16 protein-coding genes are annotated in these 15,112 nt (G+C 73.6%); 11 read left to right on the top strand and 5 right to left on the bottom strand.

Annotated features, from left to right (window positions below; genetic code table 11):
* Positions 1-26 precede the first annotated feature (26 nt).
* The 3 genes from ABFY03_RS05725 to ABFY03_RS05715 all read right to left on the bottom strand — a co-directional run bounded on the left by ABFY03_RS05725 (position 27) and on the right by ABFY03_RS05715 (position 2,411).
* Entirely contained in the window at positions 27-695 is a 669-nt protein-coding gene (locus ABFY03_RS05725; protein WP_319013086.1) for a phosphatase PAP2 family protein, read from the bottom strand.
* An 81-nt stretch (positions 696-776) separates the two neighbouring features.
* Positions 777-1,721: a M56 family metallopeptidase gene (locus ABFY03_RS05720; protein ID WP_346169358.1), complete on the bottom strand. Its 945-nt coding sequence runs from the start codon at positions 1,719-1,721 to the stop codon at positions 777-779.
* Positions 1,722-1,832: 111 nt separating this feature from the next.
* A complete protein-coding gene (locus ABFY03_RS05715; RefSeq protein ID WP_346169357.1) occupies positions 1,833-2,411 on the bottom strand; it encodes a DUF5134 domain-containing protein in 579 nt (192 codons plus the stop codon).
* Between the two features lie 169 nt (positions 2,412-2,580).
* Here ABFY03_RS05715 and ABFY03_RS05710 point away from each other — a divergent pair, with 169 nt between their 5' ends.
* The 5 genes from ABFY03_RS05710 (at position 2,581) to ABFY03_RS05690 (ending at position 7,263) form a co-directional block, all read left to right on the top strand.
* Complete coding sequence (locus tag ABFY03_RS05710; RefSeq protein ID WP_319013089.1) at positions 2,581-3,153, top strand: GNAT family N-acetyltransferase; 573 nt, start codon at positions 2,581-2,583, stop codon at positions 3,151-3,153.
* Between the two features lie 156 nt (positions 3,154-3,309).
* Positions 3,310-4,716 carry a DUF6421 family protein gene (locus ABFY03_RS05705; RefSeq protein ID WP_346169356.1) on the top strand — a complete coding sequence of 469 codons (1,407 nt, stop codon included), beginning with the start codon at positions 3,310-3,312 and terminating at the stop codon, positions 4,714-4,716.
* A gap of 35 nt (positions 4,717-4,751) precedes the next feature.
* Positions 4,752-5,510, top strand: a complete 759-nt coding sequence (locus ABFY03_RS05700; protein ID WP_346172206.1) for an SDR family NAD(P)-dependent oxidoreductase — start codon at positions 4,752-4,754, stop codon at positions 5,508-5,510.
* Positions 5,489-6,586, top strand: coding sequence for a threonine aldolase family protein (locus ABFY03_RS05695; protein WP_386723556.1), 1,098 nt, complete (start codon positions 5,489-5,491; stop codon positions 6,584-6,586). The genes ABFY03_RS05700 and ABFY03_RS05695 overlap by 22 nt, the downstream gene beginning before the upstream one ends.
* A 74-nt stretch (positions 6,587-6,660) precedes the next feature.
* A complete protein-coding gene (locus ABFY03_RS05690; protein WP_346169355.1) occupies positions 6,661-7,263 on the top strand; it encodes a transglutaminase-like domain-containing protein in 603 nt (200 codons plus the stop codon).
* A gap of 25 nt (positions 7,264-7,288) precedes the next feature.
* On the opposite strand, the gene ABFY03_RS05685 is transcribed toward ABFY03_RS05690, so the two are convergent.
* Positions 7,289-8,014: a lysophospholipid acyltransferase family protein gene (locus tag ABFY03_RS05685; RefSeq protein ID WP_319013092.1), complete on the bottom strand. Its 726-nt coding sequence runs from the start codon at positions 8,012-8,014 to the stop codon at positions 7,289-7,291.
* Between the two features lie 224 nt (positions 8,015-8,238).
* On the opposite strand from ABFY03_RS05685, the gene ABFY03_RS05680 reads away from it, so the two are divergent.
* From ABFY03_RS05680 to ABFY03_RS05660, 5 genes are all read left to right on the top strand, one after another.
* Positions 8,239-8,640 carry a TlpA family protein disulfide reductase gene (locus tag ABFY03_RS05680; RefSeq protein WP_319013093.1) on the top strand — a complete coding sequence of 134 codons (402 nt, stop codon included), beginning with the start codon at positions 8,239-8,241 and terminating at the stop codon, positions 8,638-8,640.
* Positions 8,641-8,861: 221 nt separating this feature from the next.
* On the top strand, positions 8,862-9,386 hold the full coding sequence (locus ABFY03_RS05675; protein ID WP_319013094.1) for a flavin reductase family protein: 525 nt from the start codon (positions 8,862-8,864) through the stop codon (positions 9,384-9,386).
* A gap of 198 nt (positions 9,387-9,584) precedes the next feature.
* Positions 9,585-10,370 carry an electron transfer flavoprotein subunit beta/FixA family protein gene (locus ABFY03_RS05670; protein WP_346169354.1) on the top strand — a complete coding sequence of 262 codons (786 nt, stop codon included), beginning with the start codon at positions 9,585-9,587 and terminating at the stop codon, positions 10,368-10,370.
* A gap of 57 nt (positions 10,371-10,427) precedes the next feature.
* Entirely contained in the window at positions 10,428-11,390 is a 963-nt protein-coding gene (locus tag ABFY03_RS05665; protein ID WP_319013096.1) for an electron transfer flavoprotein subunit alpha/FixB family protein, read from the top strand.
* 155 nt (positions 11,391-11,545) lie between these two features.
* Entirely contained in the window at positions 11,546-12,847 is a 1,302-nt protein-coding gene (locus tag ABFY03_RS05660) for a DUF6986 family protein (RefSeq protein ID WP_319013097.1), read from the top strand.
* Between the two features lie 15 nt (positions 12,848-12,862).
* Here the strand turns inward: ABFY03_RS05660 and ABFY03_RS05655 are convergent, their stop codons facing one another.
* Entirely contained in the window at positions 12,863-13,909 is a 1,047-nt protein-coding gene (locus ABFY03_RS05655; RefSeq protein ID WP_319013098.1) for a LacI family DNA-binding transcriptional regulator, read from the bottom strand.
* Positions 13,910-14,096: 187 nt separating this feature from the next.
* Between ABFY03_RS05655 and ABFY03_RS05650 the strand changes: the two genes are divergently transcribed.
* Positions 14,097-15,101: an ROK family protein gene (locus tag ABFY03_RS05650; protein WP_346169353.1), complete on the top strand. Its 1,005-nt coding sequence runs from the start codon at positions 14,097-14,099 to the stop codon at positions 15,099-15,101.
* Positions 15,102-15,112: the final 11 nt, after the last annotated feature.

Raw genomic sequence — 15,112 nt, 5'->3', positions numbered from 1 at the left:
GGGATCGTCCAGGACGGGCGGCCTCGTCATGTCTCCTCCCCGGCGTCCGGGCCGGGCCCCGCCGGGACGGGCCGGCGGGCGGGGCCCCGGCGGTACGACACCACCGCGACGGCCACGCAGGACCAGCCCATCAGCCAGCCGGCCAGCACGTCCGACGGCCAGTGCACCCCCAGGTAGATCCGGGTCCAGCCCACGCCGAGCACCGAGACGACCGCCAGCCCGGCCAGCGTGCCCCAGCCCCGCCACGGCTCCCGTCCGACGAGCGCGACCACCCACAGCAGCAGGCCGCAGACCACGGCCGCGGTCATCGCGTGCCCCGAGGGGAAGGCGGCGAACGACGCCGAGTCCACCGGATCGCGCCACTCCGGCCGTTCCCGGCCGACGAGCGCCTTCACCGCCTGCTGCACCCCGGCCGCCGCCACCACCGTCCCGGCCACCCACCAGGCGAGCCGCCGGCGTCCGGACCGGACGAGGAGCACCACGACGGCGAAGGCCAGCGCCCGCAGCGTCCACGGGTCCCACACCCAGTCGCTGAACACCCGGTTGACCCGGGTGAAGCCGGGGTGGTCGACGGCGCTGCGGTGCAGGGCCTCGTCGACCGCGCGGTCGAAGGAGAGCAGCGGTGACCAGCCCGCCATCACGAGTACGAGCAGCAGCAGGGCGAGGGATCCGGAGACCACGGCGGAAGTACGCATTCCACGATCCTGCCGGACCGGACGCCGCGCACCGCCCCGCGCAACACCGGGACGGGTGCGGGCCGTCGTGGGGGACACCCGCTAACCCAGCGCGGCCAGGCCCGGATAGAAGGCGACGAGCAGCGGGACGACCGGGACCAGCGCGGCGGTCGCCGTGAGCCCCAGGCGCCGGGTGGCGGGCAGCCTCGGCGCGGCGGTGAGCAGCCGGTCGACCCGCTGGGGGAGTCCGGCGAGCGGGCCGCTGCCGGGCGCGGCGCCGAACACCCCGCGCTCCTCGTTCAGTTCCACCAGCGCGAGCGCGATGGTGAGCCGGCCGAAGCGCCGCGAGGCCACGTCGTCGGCGGCCAGCTCGACCAGCCGGTGCATCTCCTCGCGGAAGGCGGTGAAGACCGGGACGCCGGGGAAGCCGGCGGCCAGCGCGCCGGAACAGTGCAGCAGCCAGTCGTGCCGGGCCCGCGCGTGGCCCTGCTCGTGGGCGAGGAGGGCGTCGAGCTGGCGGCCCTTCAGCCGGCGGAGGGCGGCGGTGGTGACGACCAGCCGCGGGGTGGTCCCGGGCAGCCACCAGGCGTCGGGCCGCTCGCCCTCCAGGACGACCAGCCGTCCGGCGGCCTCCTCCTCCCCGGGCAGCTGCGGGGCGCGGACCAGCAGGTCGGCACGGCGCTGCCGGCGGCGGGCCCGGGCCAGCCCGATCTCCCGCCCGAGCATGGCGCCCGACCACAGCCCGCCGGCCGCGAGGGCCACGGCGATCACCGCCGACCAGGGGCCGCCGCCGGTGGAGAGCTCGTACGCGTCGACCACCGCCGCGGGCGCGGGGGCGAACACCTGCCCGCGCACGGCCTGCCAGGCGGCGGCCGCGCTGAACGTCATCGACAGCGCGAAGCTGACCAGCACCGCGGCCACCACGCACTGCCACACCCAGAGCGCCACGACCGGTTCCCGCTCCACCCAGTCGGCCCGGGCCAGCAGCCGGGGAGCGGTGAGAGCGGTCAGGACGCCGAGCAGCAGCAGTGCGAGGGAGACCGACATGGCGTCAGCCTATGAGCCGGGTGCTCCCCGGGGGTATGGCCGCACCGGCCAAGTGACGCACGCCACGGTTTCGCCCCGCCCCGGGGCGAACGCCCGTGCGGGGCAAGGGACTCAGAGCGCGCAGAGCATGGCCAGCATCGCGAGCCCCATCGACAGCCGGCACACCAGGGTGAGCTCCGGTCGGGTCGCCCACCCGCCGCCCCCTCCGGCCCCCGCCGCGCCCGGGTGCGGGGCGACCGGGACGAGCCGCGTGCCGGTGCGGAGCACGTACACCCCGTAGTAGAGGAGCAGCCCGCCGGTGAGCAGGGGGATGCCGCCGGCCGTGCCCGCGCCGTGCGCCCCGTGCACCCCCGGTGCGCCGCCGGCCGCCGGGGCCATCGCGAGCGCCATGTAGAGCATCGCGAGCGAGCCCACCGCGTGGTGCAGCCGGTGTGCGTCGCGGCGGGCCGCGAGGAGGTCGCCCACCGCCACCGCGCCGAACAGCGCCGCGTACACCGCCCAGCTCCAGGACGGCGGTCCGACGACCGCCGCGGGCAGCGCCATCGCGGCCATCCCGAAGCCCATCACCGCCTCGGCGCGCGCGGCGCGCCGCGCCTCGCCGGCGCACGCCCGCATCCGCAGCAGGCAGTAGGCCCCGCTGGCCGCGCAGAGCGCCACGAGCAGCCACCCGGACAGGGCCGGTCCGTGCACGGCACACCCCCCTCGACTCGTACCCCACCGAGGGGCATGCCCGGGGCGGCGAGCGCCCACGCGGGCGCATGGGCGCGCACGGGTGTACGAAAGGGGAGTGCGGCGGCGCGCGTTAGGCTCGGAACGATCGCGCACGCCGATCCGCAGCGCCCGAGGGGAGCCCCGCACGATGGACACCGCCACGCCCGTTCCCGACACCGCCGAGAGCCAGGAGCCCGGCATCGTCACGTACCGGCGGGCGGTGCTCGACGACGTCCCCGTCGTGGTGCCGCTGGTCGAGTCGGCCTACCGGGGCGACGCGAGCCGGGCGGGCTGGACCACCGAGGCGGACCTGCTGGACGGGCAGCGGACCGACCCGGAGGGCGTGGCCGCCGTGATCTCCGCCCCCGGCAGCGTGCTGCTGCTGGTGGAGCGGGACGGCGAGACCGTCGCCTGCTGCCAGCTGGAGCACCGCGGCGAGGCGGCCTACTTCGGCATGTTCGCGGTCCGGCCCGAGCTCCAGGGCGCCGGTCTCGGCAAGCGGATCATCGCGGAGGCCGAGCGGCGGGTCCGCGACCTGTGGGACGTCCGCGAGATGCACATGACGGTGATCACCGCCCGGGAGGAGCTGATCGCCTGGTACGAGCGGCGCGGCTACCGGCGCACCGGCGAGACGAGCCCCTTCCCGTACGGCGACGAGCGCTTCGGCCTGCCCCGGCGCGACGACCTTCGTTTCGAGCTCCTGGTGAAGCCCTTGGTCTGATCCTTCCGGCGGAAGCGTGCGTTCACCCCCCGGGCGACAGGAAAAAATGCGGTCGGGAGGGTGTCACACGGGAGAATTTCTCTTGGCCCTCTTGCGAGGACGAGTCATGCGTGGATACGGTTCCTTTACGCAAGGTTCTCCTGTGGAGGAAGAGGCATGACGGAAATTCTTGTGCAGGACGTGACCGGTGGGGGGATAGCCACCGATGCCCGCGTGATCGACCACCCTGCCTGGCCGGAGCTCAAGAACGCCGTGGAGGAGATCCGGGTCTGGCAGAGCGCCGACGGATCCGTGGACCTCGACGCCGAGGGCGCGCCCGCCCGGGCGCTCGTCGAGCTGACCGTGGACCGCATGGTGGCCGCCGTCGAGCAGCTGTCCCCGCTCGTGCCCCACGACGCCGAGTACCACCGCGCTCTCGTCGCCGACCTGCGCAAGTGGTCCGAGGGCGGCTTCGGCGTGCCGGACTTCCTGGACTCGCTGATGGTCTTCCACCCGGCCGCCGGCCGCGCGGACGGGCTCCAGCACCTCGTGCTCTTCCCGATGTACACGCAGAACGGCAACCCGGACCGCAACTTCGAGGCCGTCGTGCTCCGCATGGTCTGGCCCGAGTGGCTCTCCGAGCTGGAGGCCACCCGCTACGACAACCCGGGCTTCTGCGGCATCACCTTCGAGGACTTCACCGCCGGGTACGACACCAACTCGGCCGTCCTCTTCCCGGAGACCGTCGCCGTCCGCGAGGTCCCCGAGCGCTTCACCTGGGGCGGCATCTTCTGCGACCGCGAGGCCGCGCGCTTCCGCAAGGTCACCGAGGCCGCCGTCGACACCCTGGGCCTGAAGCTGCCCGCGGACATCGCCGCGATGCTCGACGACCAGAGCCGCTGCGAGCAGGCCTTCGTCCTCTGGGACCTGGTCCACGACCGCGCCCACAGCCGCGGCGACCTGCCCTTCGACCCCTTCATGATCAAGCAGCGCCAGCCGTTCTGGATGTACGGCCTGGAGGAGCTCCGCTGCGACCTCACCGCCTTCAAGGAGGCCGTGAAGCTGGAGGCCGAGGGCAACGAGCACGGCCGCGACGTGCAGTACGCGGTCCTCTTCGACCGGATGTTCCGCTTCCCGCTCACCGGCGACCGCAACCGCAACTACGACGGTCTCGGCGGCCAGCTGCTCTTCGCGTACCTCCACAAGAACGACGTGGTGCGCTGGACGGACAACATCCTCACCATCGACTGGGAGCGCGCCCCCGAGGTCACCAACCGCCTCTGCGCCGACATCGAGACCCTCTACCGCGACGGCATCGACCGCCCGAAGCTCGTCCACTGGTTCAAGGCGTACGAGTTCGTCTCCGGCTACCTCGCCCCGCACCCGGGCTCCAAGTGGGCCAAGGGTCCCGACGCCCTGGACCTCTCCCTCCCGCCGCGCAAGCTCGTCGACGACGTGCTTCCCGACGAGTTTCCGCTCAGCATGTTCTTCGAGGCCCTCGCCAAGAAGATGAAGGGCGTGATCGCCGGGACGAAGGGCATCACGGCCGCGGACGTGACGGGCACCGAGCGGGTCGCCGCGTGAGCGAGGCCCGCCAGGACACGGAGGAGGCGGCGCGGATGGACGCCGAATCGAACGGCGGACCCCTCGACGGGGCCGTCATCGCGGTGGCCGGCGCGGCCGGCCCCGCCGGCCGGGCGGCGCTGATCCGCCTCGCCGGCGCCGGCGCGACGGTGGTCGCCGCCGACGCCGACCCGGCCCGGCTCGCCGAGGCGGTCGAGGCCGCCCGCGAGACCCAGGGCGCCAAGGTCGTCGGCGAGACCGTCGACCTCCTCGACCTCGACGCCACGCGCGCCTGGGTCGACAAGACGGAGAAGGAGTTCGGGCGCGTCGACGGGCTCGTCCACCTCGTGGGCGGCTGGCGCGGCAGCTCCTCCTTCACCGAGACCGACCTCAAGGACTGGGACTTCCTGGAGAAGCTCCTGATCCGCACGGTCCAGCACACCTCGCTCGCCTTCCACGACGCCCTGCTCCGCAGCGGTGGCCGCGGCCGCTACGCCCTGGTCAGCCAGGTCGGCGCCCACAAGCCGCAGGCCAACAACGCCGCGTACAACGCGGGCAAGGCCGCCGCCGAGGCGTGGACCCTGGCCCTGGCGGACTCCTTCCGCAAGCTGGGGGGCGACGACGGCCCGCAGGCCGCGGCTGCGATCCTGGTGATCAAGGCATTGGTGCACGACGCCATGCGCGCCGAACGCCCCAACGCGAAGTTCGCGGGCTTCACCGACGTGAAGGACCTGGCCGACGAGATCGCCGGCCTGTGGGACCGGCCCGCCCAGGAAGTGAATGGACAGCGCCTGTGGCTGACCCCCGCACCGTGACCGCCGCCCTCGGGCACCGGACCGACGCCCGTCGTCACCACGACCCGTCGGTCCGGGGTTTCGCGAGCGACAACTACGCCGGCGTCCACCCGGAGGTGCTCGCCGCGATCGCCCTCGCCAACGACGGCCACCAGGTCGCCTACGGCGAGGACGAGTACACCGACCACCTCCAGCGGATCGTCCACAGCCACTTCGGCCCGCTCGCGGAGGCGTTCCCGGTCTTCAACGGCACCGGGGCGAACGTGACCGCCCTCCAGGCGCTCACCGATCGCTGGGGCGCCGTGATCTGCGCCGAGTCCGCCCACATCAACGTGGACGAGGGCGGCGCGCCGGAGCGCATGGGCGGCCTCAAGCTGCTCACCGTGCCGACCCCGGACGGCAAGCTCACCCCCGAGCTGATCGACCGGCAGGCATGGGGCTGGGAGGACGAGCACCGGGCCATGCCGCAGGTCGTCTCGATCACCCAGAACACCGAGCTGGGCACCGTCTACACCGTGGACGAGATCCGCGCCATCGTCGAGCACGCCCACTCCAAGGGCATGAAGGTGCACCTCGACGGCGCCCGGATAGCCAACGCGGCCGCCTCGCTCGACGTGCCGATGCGCGCCTTCACCAACGCGGTGGGCGTCGACGTCATCTCGTACGGCGGCACCAAGAACGGCATGCTCTTCGGCGAGGCCGTGATCGTCCTCAACCCGGACGCCGTCAGCCACATGAAGCACCTGCGCAAGCTGTCCATGCAGCTCGCGTCCAAGATGCGCTTCCTGTCGGTGCAGCTGGAGGCGCTGCTCGCCAAGGACCTGTGGCTGCGCAACGCCCGGCACGCCAACGCGATGGCCGGCCGCCTCGCGGACGGCGTGCGCTCCCTGGACGGGGTCGAGATCCTCTACCCGGTGCAGGCCAACGCGGTCTTCGCGCGGCTCCCGCACGAGGTCAGCCGACGGCTCCAGAAGCGCTTCCGCTTCTACTTCTGGGACGAGCAGGCCGGCGACGTGCGCTGGATGTGCTCCTTCGACACCACGGAGGAAGACGTCGACGCCTTCCTCCAGGCCCTGAAGGAAGAGCTGGCCCGCTGAGCTGAACTGAATAGATATGCGGTCGAGTGGAAAGTCATTGACGCCACTCGGCCGCATGTCTATGCTCGCGGATCATGGAGCTGATGCAGCAGAACCCTGACATCGAGGCGTATTTGGCGGTCGGTGAGGCCGTCGATCACGACCATCCGCTCGTCCGGGCCACCGCGGAGCGCATCGCCGCCGACCACCCCGACGCATACTCATACGCCGAAGCGGCCTATGTCTTCGTCCGGGACACCATCCCGCACTCCCAGGACTCCGGCGACCCGCGTGTCACCTGGCGCGCCTCCGACGTCCTGGAGCAGGGCACCGGCATCTGCTACGCCAAGTCCGTCGCGTACGCCGCGCTCCTGCGGGCCCGGGGCATCCCGGCCGCCCTCTGCTACCAGCGGCTCGCGGACGACGACGGAGCGAACCCGGCGCTCCACGGCCTCGTCGCGGTGAAACTGCCGGGCGAGGAGCGGTGGGCCCGGCAGGACGTGCGCGGAAACGTGCCGCCGGGCGTGGACGCCCGGTTCTCGCTGGGCGAGGAGCGGCTGGCCTGGACCGTACGACCGGAGTTCGGCGAGGTCGACCACCCGGTTCTCTACGCCGAACCCCACCCCGTGGTCCTCCGGGCCCTGCGCGCCGCCCCCGACCGGCCGCACCTCTGGCGGACGCTCCCCACGGAACTGTGAGCCCGGGCGGCCCCTGGCCGGGGAGTTACTGCCCGGCCGCCTTCAGCTGCTCCGGGGTCGGCGCCGTGCCGCCCAGGTGCGCCGGGATCCACCAGGTGTCCGCGGCGTCCTTCGGGCGCACCGGGTAGGCGCGCTGGGCGGCCTCCAGGAGCTCCTGGACGCGCTCGCGCAGCCGCCGGGTGATGGCGCCCGCGTACTGGTCGGAGGGCGCCTCGACCGGCTCCCCGACCCGGATCGTCACCGGGATGTGGGCCCGCTTGAAGTTCCGCGGCCGGCCCTTCGTCCAGATCCGCTGGGTGCCCCACAGGGCCATCGGGATCAGCGGCACCCCGGCCTCCTGGGCGAGCCGGGCCGCGCCCGACTTGAAGCTCTTCAGCGTGAAGGACTCCGAGATGGTCGCCTCGGGGAAGACGCCGACGATCTCGCCCTTCCGCAGCGCCTCCAGGGCGTGCTGGTAGGCGTGCTCGCCCTGCGCCCGGTCCACCGGGATGTGCTTCATGGCCCGCATCAGCGGTCCGGAGACCTTGTGCCGGAAGACCGACTCCTTCGCCATGAAGCGCACCAGGCGCTTCTGGGGCAGCGCGGCCAGACCGCTGAAGATGAAGTCCAGGTAGCTGATGTGGTTGCTGACCAGGACGGCTCCGCCGGTCCGCGGGATGTGCTCCGAACCCTGTGTGTCGATCTTGAGGTCGAGCGCCTTGAACATGGTGAGCGCGGCGCCGACCACCGGTCGGTACACGAGTTCTGCCATGGGAGGGGATCCCCTTCGTCTGTGCCTTCGGGAGGGCTCTCCCGGCGAAGTTACGCGGCCGTAGGTTTTCGGCTTTGGGCAGATCGTGCCGCATGTGGGCCGCTGTGACCAGTCCAGGCGGCTTCGTACGGGGAGATTCTCGTCACTCGCGGTGGTCGGGGCGGGAATCCCGCGGTGCCGTGCGACGCTGCACGGGGAGAAGGACGCGGAACGAGGGGACAGGGATGACGGTGGACGCGACGGAACGGCCGGGGCCGGAGCGGGTCGGACCGGAGCGGCTCGGACCGGACGGGCCCGGGACGGAAGAGCCCGCGCCGGAGCGGCTGGGGCCGGAGCGGCTCGGCGGCGCGGAGCTGGGCGAGCGGGCGACCCTGGTCCAGTTCTCCAGCGCCTTCTGCCAGCCCTGCCGGGCCACCCGCCGCACGCTCGCGGAGGTCGCCGCCATGGTGCCCGGCGTCGCCCACGTGGAGATCGACGCCGAGGAGCACCTCGGCCTGGTCCGCGCGCTCGGGGTCGCCCGTACCCCCACCGTCCTCGTCCTCGACGCGGCCGGCCGGATCGTCCGCCGGGCGGCCGGGCAGCCCCGCCGGGCCGACGTCATCGCCGCCCTCGGCCGCGCGCTGTGACGCCGACCGGGCGCGGGCCCCTGACGCGGTGACACATCTCCCACATCCCGGTACGCACTTGACCCGGGCCGTCACTCCTCGTCACCCTGACGGAGTGACCGGTGAACTCCTTCTCTACGGCCGGGCCCATGTGGACCTGGGCCGTCATGCGAGCGCGCGCTGTCCGGGCCTCTGACGCCCCAGGACCCCGCTCCATGCCGCCCCGCACGAAGGACAACTCCATGACGGTTTCGCCCGAGCTCCGCACCGTCCCCACGATCGGCGCCCCCAGGCCCGCCTCGCCGGACCTGCTCCGCTCCGTCTTCCGCCGCCACGCCGCCGGCGTCGCGGTGATCACCGCCCACGGGGAGCGCCCCGTCGGCTTCACCGCCACTTCGCTCAGCTCCGTCGCCGCCGACCCGCCGCTGATCTCCTTCGGCGTGGGCACCGGCTCCTCCAGCTGGCCCGTGGTCGCCGAGGCCGAACACATCGGCGTCCACATACTCGGCGAGCACCAGGAGGAGCTGGCGGCCACCTTCGCGCGCAGCGGCGCCGACCGGTTCGCCGAGCCGACCCGCTGGAGCCTCGGCCCCGAGGGGGTGCCCGTCCTCGACGGCGTCCTGGCCTGGCTGGTGTGCCGGGTGGTGGCCCTGGTGCCCGCGGGGGACCACCGGATCGTGATAGCCCAGGCGGTCGCCGGGGACCCCGACGGCGCGGGCCGTCCGCTCCTCTACCACCACGGGCGCTTCAACGCGCTGCGCGACTGAGAGTTCCCGTGGGGGCCGTCCCGCGAGGGTCGGGCAGATCACATTGCTGAGCGCTTGCTTAATGGTCACGAACTGGGTGTACTGACGAGTAATATCTGGTCGGGGCGTCCGGCGCCCCGACCGGAAACCCGCCCTTCAGGCGCCTATGCTGCGAGCAACAAGGCAGCCCAGTTATGACGATGCAGTAGGAGAGCCGGCGTGAGCTTGAGGATCGTTGTCTGTGTGAAGTACGTGCCGGACGCCACTGGCGACCGGAAGTTCGCCGACGACCTGACGGTCGACCGCGAGGACGTCGACGGTCTGCTGTCGGAGCTCGACGAGTACGCGGTCGAGCAGGCGCTGCAGATCGCCGAGGAGGCGGACGACGCCGAGGTCACCGTCCTCACCGTCGGCCCCGAGGACGCGCGCGACGCGCTGCGCAAGGCGCTGTCGATGGGCGCCGACAAGGCCGTCCACGTCGACGACGAGTCCATCCACGGCTCCGACGTCATGGCCACCTCGCTGGTGCTCGCCAAGGCGATCGAGAAGACCGGCTACGACCTGGTCATCGCCGGCATGGCCTCCACCGACGGCACCATGGGCGTCCTCCCGGCGATCCTGGCCGAGCGCCTGGGCGTCCCGCAGGTCACCCTGCTCTCCGAGGTCAAGGTCGAGGACGGCAAGGTGACCGGCCGCCGCGACGGCGACACCGCCTCCGAGCAGCTGGAGGCCTCCCTCCCGGCCGTCGTCTCCGTGACGGACCAGTCGGGCGAGGCGCGCTACCCGTCCTTCAAGGGCATCATGGCCGCCAAGAAGAAGCCGGTTGAGGAGCTGGAGCTCGACGACCTGGGCCTCGACGAGGGCGAGGTGGGCCTGGAGGGTTCCTGGACCGCCGTGGACTCCGCCGACGAGCGTCCGGCGCGCACCGCGGGCACGATCGTCAAGGACGAGGGCGAGGGCGGCAAGCAGCTGGCCGAGTTCCTCGCGAGCCAGAAGTTCATCTAGGGCTCGCGCGAGCCGTACAGACTGCCCCCCTTTTCGTTCGCAGGAGATTGAAGTCCCATGGCTGAGATTCTCGTCTACGTCGACCACGTCGACGGAGCCGTCCGCAAGCCCACCCTGGAGCTGCTGACCCTCGCCCGCCGCATCGGCGAGCCGGTCGCCGTCGCGCTCGGCAACGGCGCCGCCGACACCGCCGCCGTCCTCGGCGAGCACGGCGCCGTCCGCGTCCTGACCGCCGAAGCCGCCGAGTTCGCCGACTACCTGGTCGTCCCGAAGGTCGAGGCCCTCCAGGCCGCCTACGAGGCCGTGTCCCCGGCCGCCGTGCTCGTCCCGTCCTCCGCCGAGAACAAGGAGATCGCGGCCCGTCTCGCGGTCCGCATCGGCTCCGGCATCATCACCGACGCCGTGGACCTGGAGGCCGGTGCCGAGGGCCCGGTCGCGACGCAGTCGGCGTTCGCCGCCTCGTACACGACCAAGTCCCGCGTCTCCAAGGGCACCCCGGTCATCACGGTCAAGCCGAACTCGGCCCCGGTCGAGGCCGCCCCGGCCGCCGGCGCCGTCGAGGCGCTCGCCGTCACCTTCTCGGAGAAGGCCCACGGCACCAAGGTCACCTCCCGCACCGCCCGCGAGTCGACCGGCCGCCCGGAGCTGACCGAGGCCGCGATCGTGGTCTCCGGCGGCCGCGGCGTCAACGGCGCCGAGAACTTCGCGATCATCGAGGCCCTCGCCGACTCGCTCGGCGCGGCCGTCGGCGCCTCCCGCGCCGCGGTGGACGCCGGCTGGTACCCGCACTCCAACCAGGTCGGCCAGACCGGCAAGTCGGTCTCCCCGCAGCTGTACATCGCCGCGGGCATCTCCGGCGCGATCCAGCACCGCGCCGGCATGCAGACCTCGAAGACCATCGTCGCCATCAACAAGGACGCCGAGGCTCCGATCTTCGACCTCGTCGACTACGGCGTGGTCGGCGACCTCTTCGACGTCGTCCCGGTCCTGACCCAGGAGGTCCAGGCCCGCAAGGGCTGACGACCAGCGCTTTCACAGCCCCCGGGGGCCGCACGGCGAATCTCGCCGTGCGGCCCCCGGCCGTTTCGGTCAACCATTGACGCAGGTCCCGGCGGCCCATTAACTTCGCCATACGGATTGTTGATTCCGTGCAGCGGAAAACAGGAGGATCAGGGATGGGTCAGCAGGAGAAGGTGTCGACGAGCCTCGCGGGCGCGGTCAGCGAGGGCATCAGCTCCTCCCTCGCGGCGGTGGACGCCGAGCTCGACCGCCGCTACCCGGGCGACCCCGGCACCCGCCAGCCCGTCCACACCGTCTACGTCCCCGGCGACGTCTTCGACGCCGGCACCATCCGCTCCTGGGGCGACCAGGCCCTCGCTGCGCTCGACGAGCACGCCCCCGACGCCGCCTCCTTCGCCGCCGTCCTCGGCCTCTCCGACGACCTCGCCGAGGACGTGTACGCGCGCGTGCGCACCAAGCTGGAGCGCGAGCCGATCGAGGACCTGCGGGTCGACTTCGAGGACGGGTACGCCGGTGGCGGTGGGGCCGCAGAAGACAACGACGCCGCCCGCGCCGCCCGGCTGATCTCGGAGGCGTACGCCGGGGGCACCGCCGCCCCCTACATGGGCATCCGGATGAAGTGCATGGAGGCAGCCGTCCGCGACCGCGGCATCCGCACCACCGACGTCTTCCTCACCGGCCTCCTGGAGCACGGCGGCCTGCCCGACGGCCTCGTCCTCACCCTCCCGAAGGTCACCTACCCCGAGCAGGTCACCGCCTTCGTCCGCCTCCTCGAAGCCTTCGAGAAGGCCCACGGCCTGGACGCCGGCCGGCTCGGCTTCGAGATCCAGATCGAGACCAGCCAGTCCATCCTCGCCGCCGACGGCACCGCCGCCGTCGCCCGCATGATCGACGCCGCCGAGGGGCGCGCCACCGGCCTGCACTACGGCACCTTCGACTACAGCGCCTGCCTCGGCGTCTCCGCCGCCTACCAGGCCAGCGACCACCCGGCCGCCGACCACGCCAAGGCCATCATGCAGGTCGCCGCCGCCGGCACCGGCGTACGCGTCTCCGACGGCTCCACCAACGTCCTCCCGGTCGGCTCCACCGCCCACGTCCACGAGGCGTGGAGGCTGCACTACGGCCTCACCCGCCGCGCCCTGGCCCGCGCCTACTACCAGGGCTGGGACATGCACCCGGGCCACATCCCGACCCGCTACGCCGCCGTCTTCGCCTTCTACCGCGAGGGCTTCGAGACCGCCGCCAAGCGCCTCTCCGCCTACGCCAACCACGCGGGCGGCGACGTCATGGACGAGCCCGCCACCGCCAAGGCCCTCTCCTCCTACCTGCTGCGCGGCCTCCAGTGCGGCGCCCTGGACACCGCCGAGGTCGACGCCCTCACGGGGATGACCCGCGCGGCCCTGGAGCGGTTCGCCGCCCCGCGCCGCGGCGACCTCACGGCCGGCGCCGGCCGCTGACCGCAGGCCGCCCGCTCAGCCGGACGACGGAGGGACCTCGCCCGAGCCACGGGCGAGGAGCCGGGTCCCGATGACCACCCGGCGGGGCGCCTCGGCGGCCCCCTCCAGCCGACGGAACAGCTGCTGGGCGGCCGTCCTGCCGAGCCCCGCCGGATCCTGCGCGACCACCGTGACGCCCAGGACGTCCCCCAGCTCGACGTCGTCGAAGCCGACCAGCGCCACCGGCGGTCCGCCTGCCACGGCGGTGCGCCCGGCGAGCACCCGCACGGCGGTGACGGTGACCCGGTTGTTCCCCGCGAAGACCGCGGTCACGGGCTCCGGACCGGACAGCATCCCGGCCAGCGCCGCCGCCACCCGCTCCGGATCCGTCGGCCCCGGTGCCACCCACCGCTCGTCGACCGGCAGCCCCGCGTCCTCCATCGCCGCCCGGTAGCCGCGCAGCCGCTCCGCCGCGGTGTGGATCCCCGGCCGGTCGCCGACGAAGCCGATCCGCCGGTGCCCGTGGGCGACCAGATGCGCCACGCCCTCCCGGGCCCCGCCGAAACTGTCCGAGAGGACCGCGTCCGCGTGCAGGAGACCGGCCGGCCGGTCCGCGAAGACGGTGGCCACCCCGGCCCGGATCTCCGGCTCCAGATAGCGGTGGTCGTCCCCGGCCGGGATCACTATCAGGCCGTCCACCCGGCGCGCGCACAGCGCCAGCGCCAGCTCCCGCTCCCGCTCGGGGTCCTCCGCGCTGGAGCCGTTGATCAGCAGGGTGCCGTGCGCCCGGGCGACCTCCTCGACGGCCCGGCTGAGCTGCCCGTAGAAGGGGTCGGCGAGGTCCTCCAGGACCAGCCCGATGGTCGCCGTGCGCCCCTTCCGCAGGACCCGCGCGCTGTCGTTGCGGCGGAAGCCGAGCGCGTCGATCGCCTCCCGCACCCGCCGTTCGGTCTCCGGCGTCACCCCCGGCTCGCCGTTCACGACCCGGGAGACGGTCTTGAGGCCGACGCCCGCCCGCGCGGCGACGTCCTTCATCGTGGGCCGGTTGCCGTAGCGGGGCTCGGGGCGGGGGGTCTCGGCCACGGTGCGGGGTTCCTCCGTACGGGATGCCGGTGGGCGCCGGCCGGCGGATCATGCGCCTCCGACCGAGCATAGAGCGTGGAAAACGTTGTCAGACCCGGTCGATCGGGACGGCCGGAAGGCGGCGGACATCCGGTCGCCGCCGGTACGGGCCGGAGGCCGGCGCGGGGCACCGTGAGAACCTACGTGCATGCCCTCCGCCGCCCCGTCCGCCGCCGCCCCCGCCCCCGGTACCCCCTCCACGCCCCCCGCGGCTCCGTCCTCCGGCCCCGTCGTCGCGCTCGACATCGGCGGCACCAAGATCGCCGGGGCGCTGGTCGACGCCGGGGGACGGATCCTGGCCAGGTCCCGGCGGGACACCCCGGCGCGGGAGGACGCGGAGACGGTCTTCGCGGCGGTCGCGGAGGTGCTCGACGCCCTCGCCGCCTCGCCGCACTGGGACGCCGCCGAGGCCGTCGGCATCGGCAGCGCGGGGCCGGTGGACGCCGCCCGGGGCACGGTCAGTCCGGTGAACGTGCCCGGCTGGCGCGCCTTCCCGCTGGTCGAGCGGGTCCGGCGGCGGGCGGGCGGCCGGCCGGTCACCCTCGTCGGCGACGGCGTCGCCATGACCGCCGCCGAACACTGGCTCGGCGCCGCCCGCGGCCGCGCCAACGCCCTCTGTCTGGTCGTCTCGACCGGGGTCGGCGGCGGCCTCGTCCTCGACGGCCGCCTCCACCCGGGCCCCACCGGCAACGCCGGTCACCTCGGCCACCTCAGCGTGGACCTCGACGGCGACCCCTGCGCCTGTGGCGGCCGCGGCTGCGTCGAGCGCATCGCCGCCGGTCCCCACATCGCCCGCCGCGCCCTCGACCAGGGCTGGCGGCCCGGCCCCGACGGCGACACCTCCGCCGCCGCCGTGGCCGAGGCCGCGCGCGCCGGGCATCCGGTCGCCGTCGCCGCCTTCGAGCGGGCCGCCCGCGCCCTCGCCGCCGGCATCGCCGCCACCGCGCATCTGGTGGAGGTCGACATCGCGGTCGTCGGCGGGGGAGTGGCCGGAGCCGGCGAGGTCCTCTTCGCCCCGCTCCGGCGCGGTCTCGCCGACTACGCCACGCTCTCCTTCGCCCGCGGTCTGACGGTCGTCCCCGCCGCCACCGGCACGGACGCGGGCCTCCTCGGCGCCGCCGCCGCGGCCCGCGCCGCCGCCGCGGGGAGCTGAGCGGCCCGGGC

It is taken from the genome of Streptomyces roseofulvus, from assembly GCF_039534915.1.
GTDB classification, from domain to species: Bacteria; Actinomycetota; Actinomycetes; order Streptomycetales; family Streptomycetaceae; genus Streptomyces; species Streptomyces roseofulvus.
This window is presented reverse-complemented; position numbering and strand designations above follow the sequence as displayed.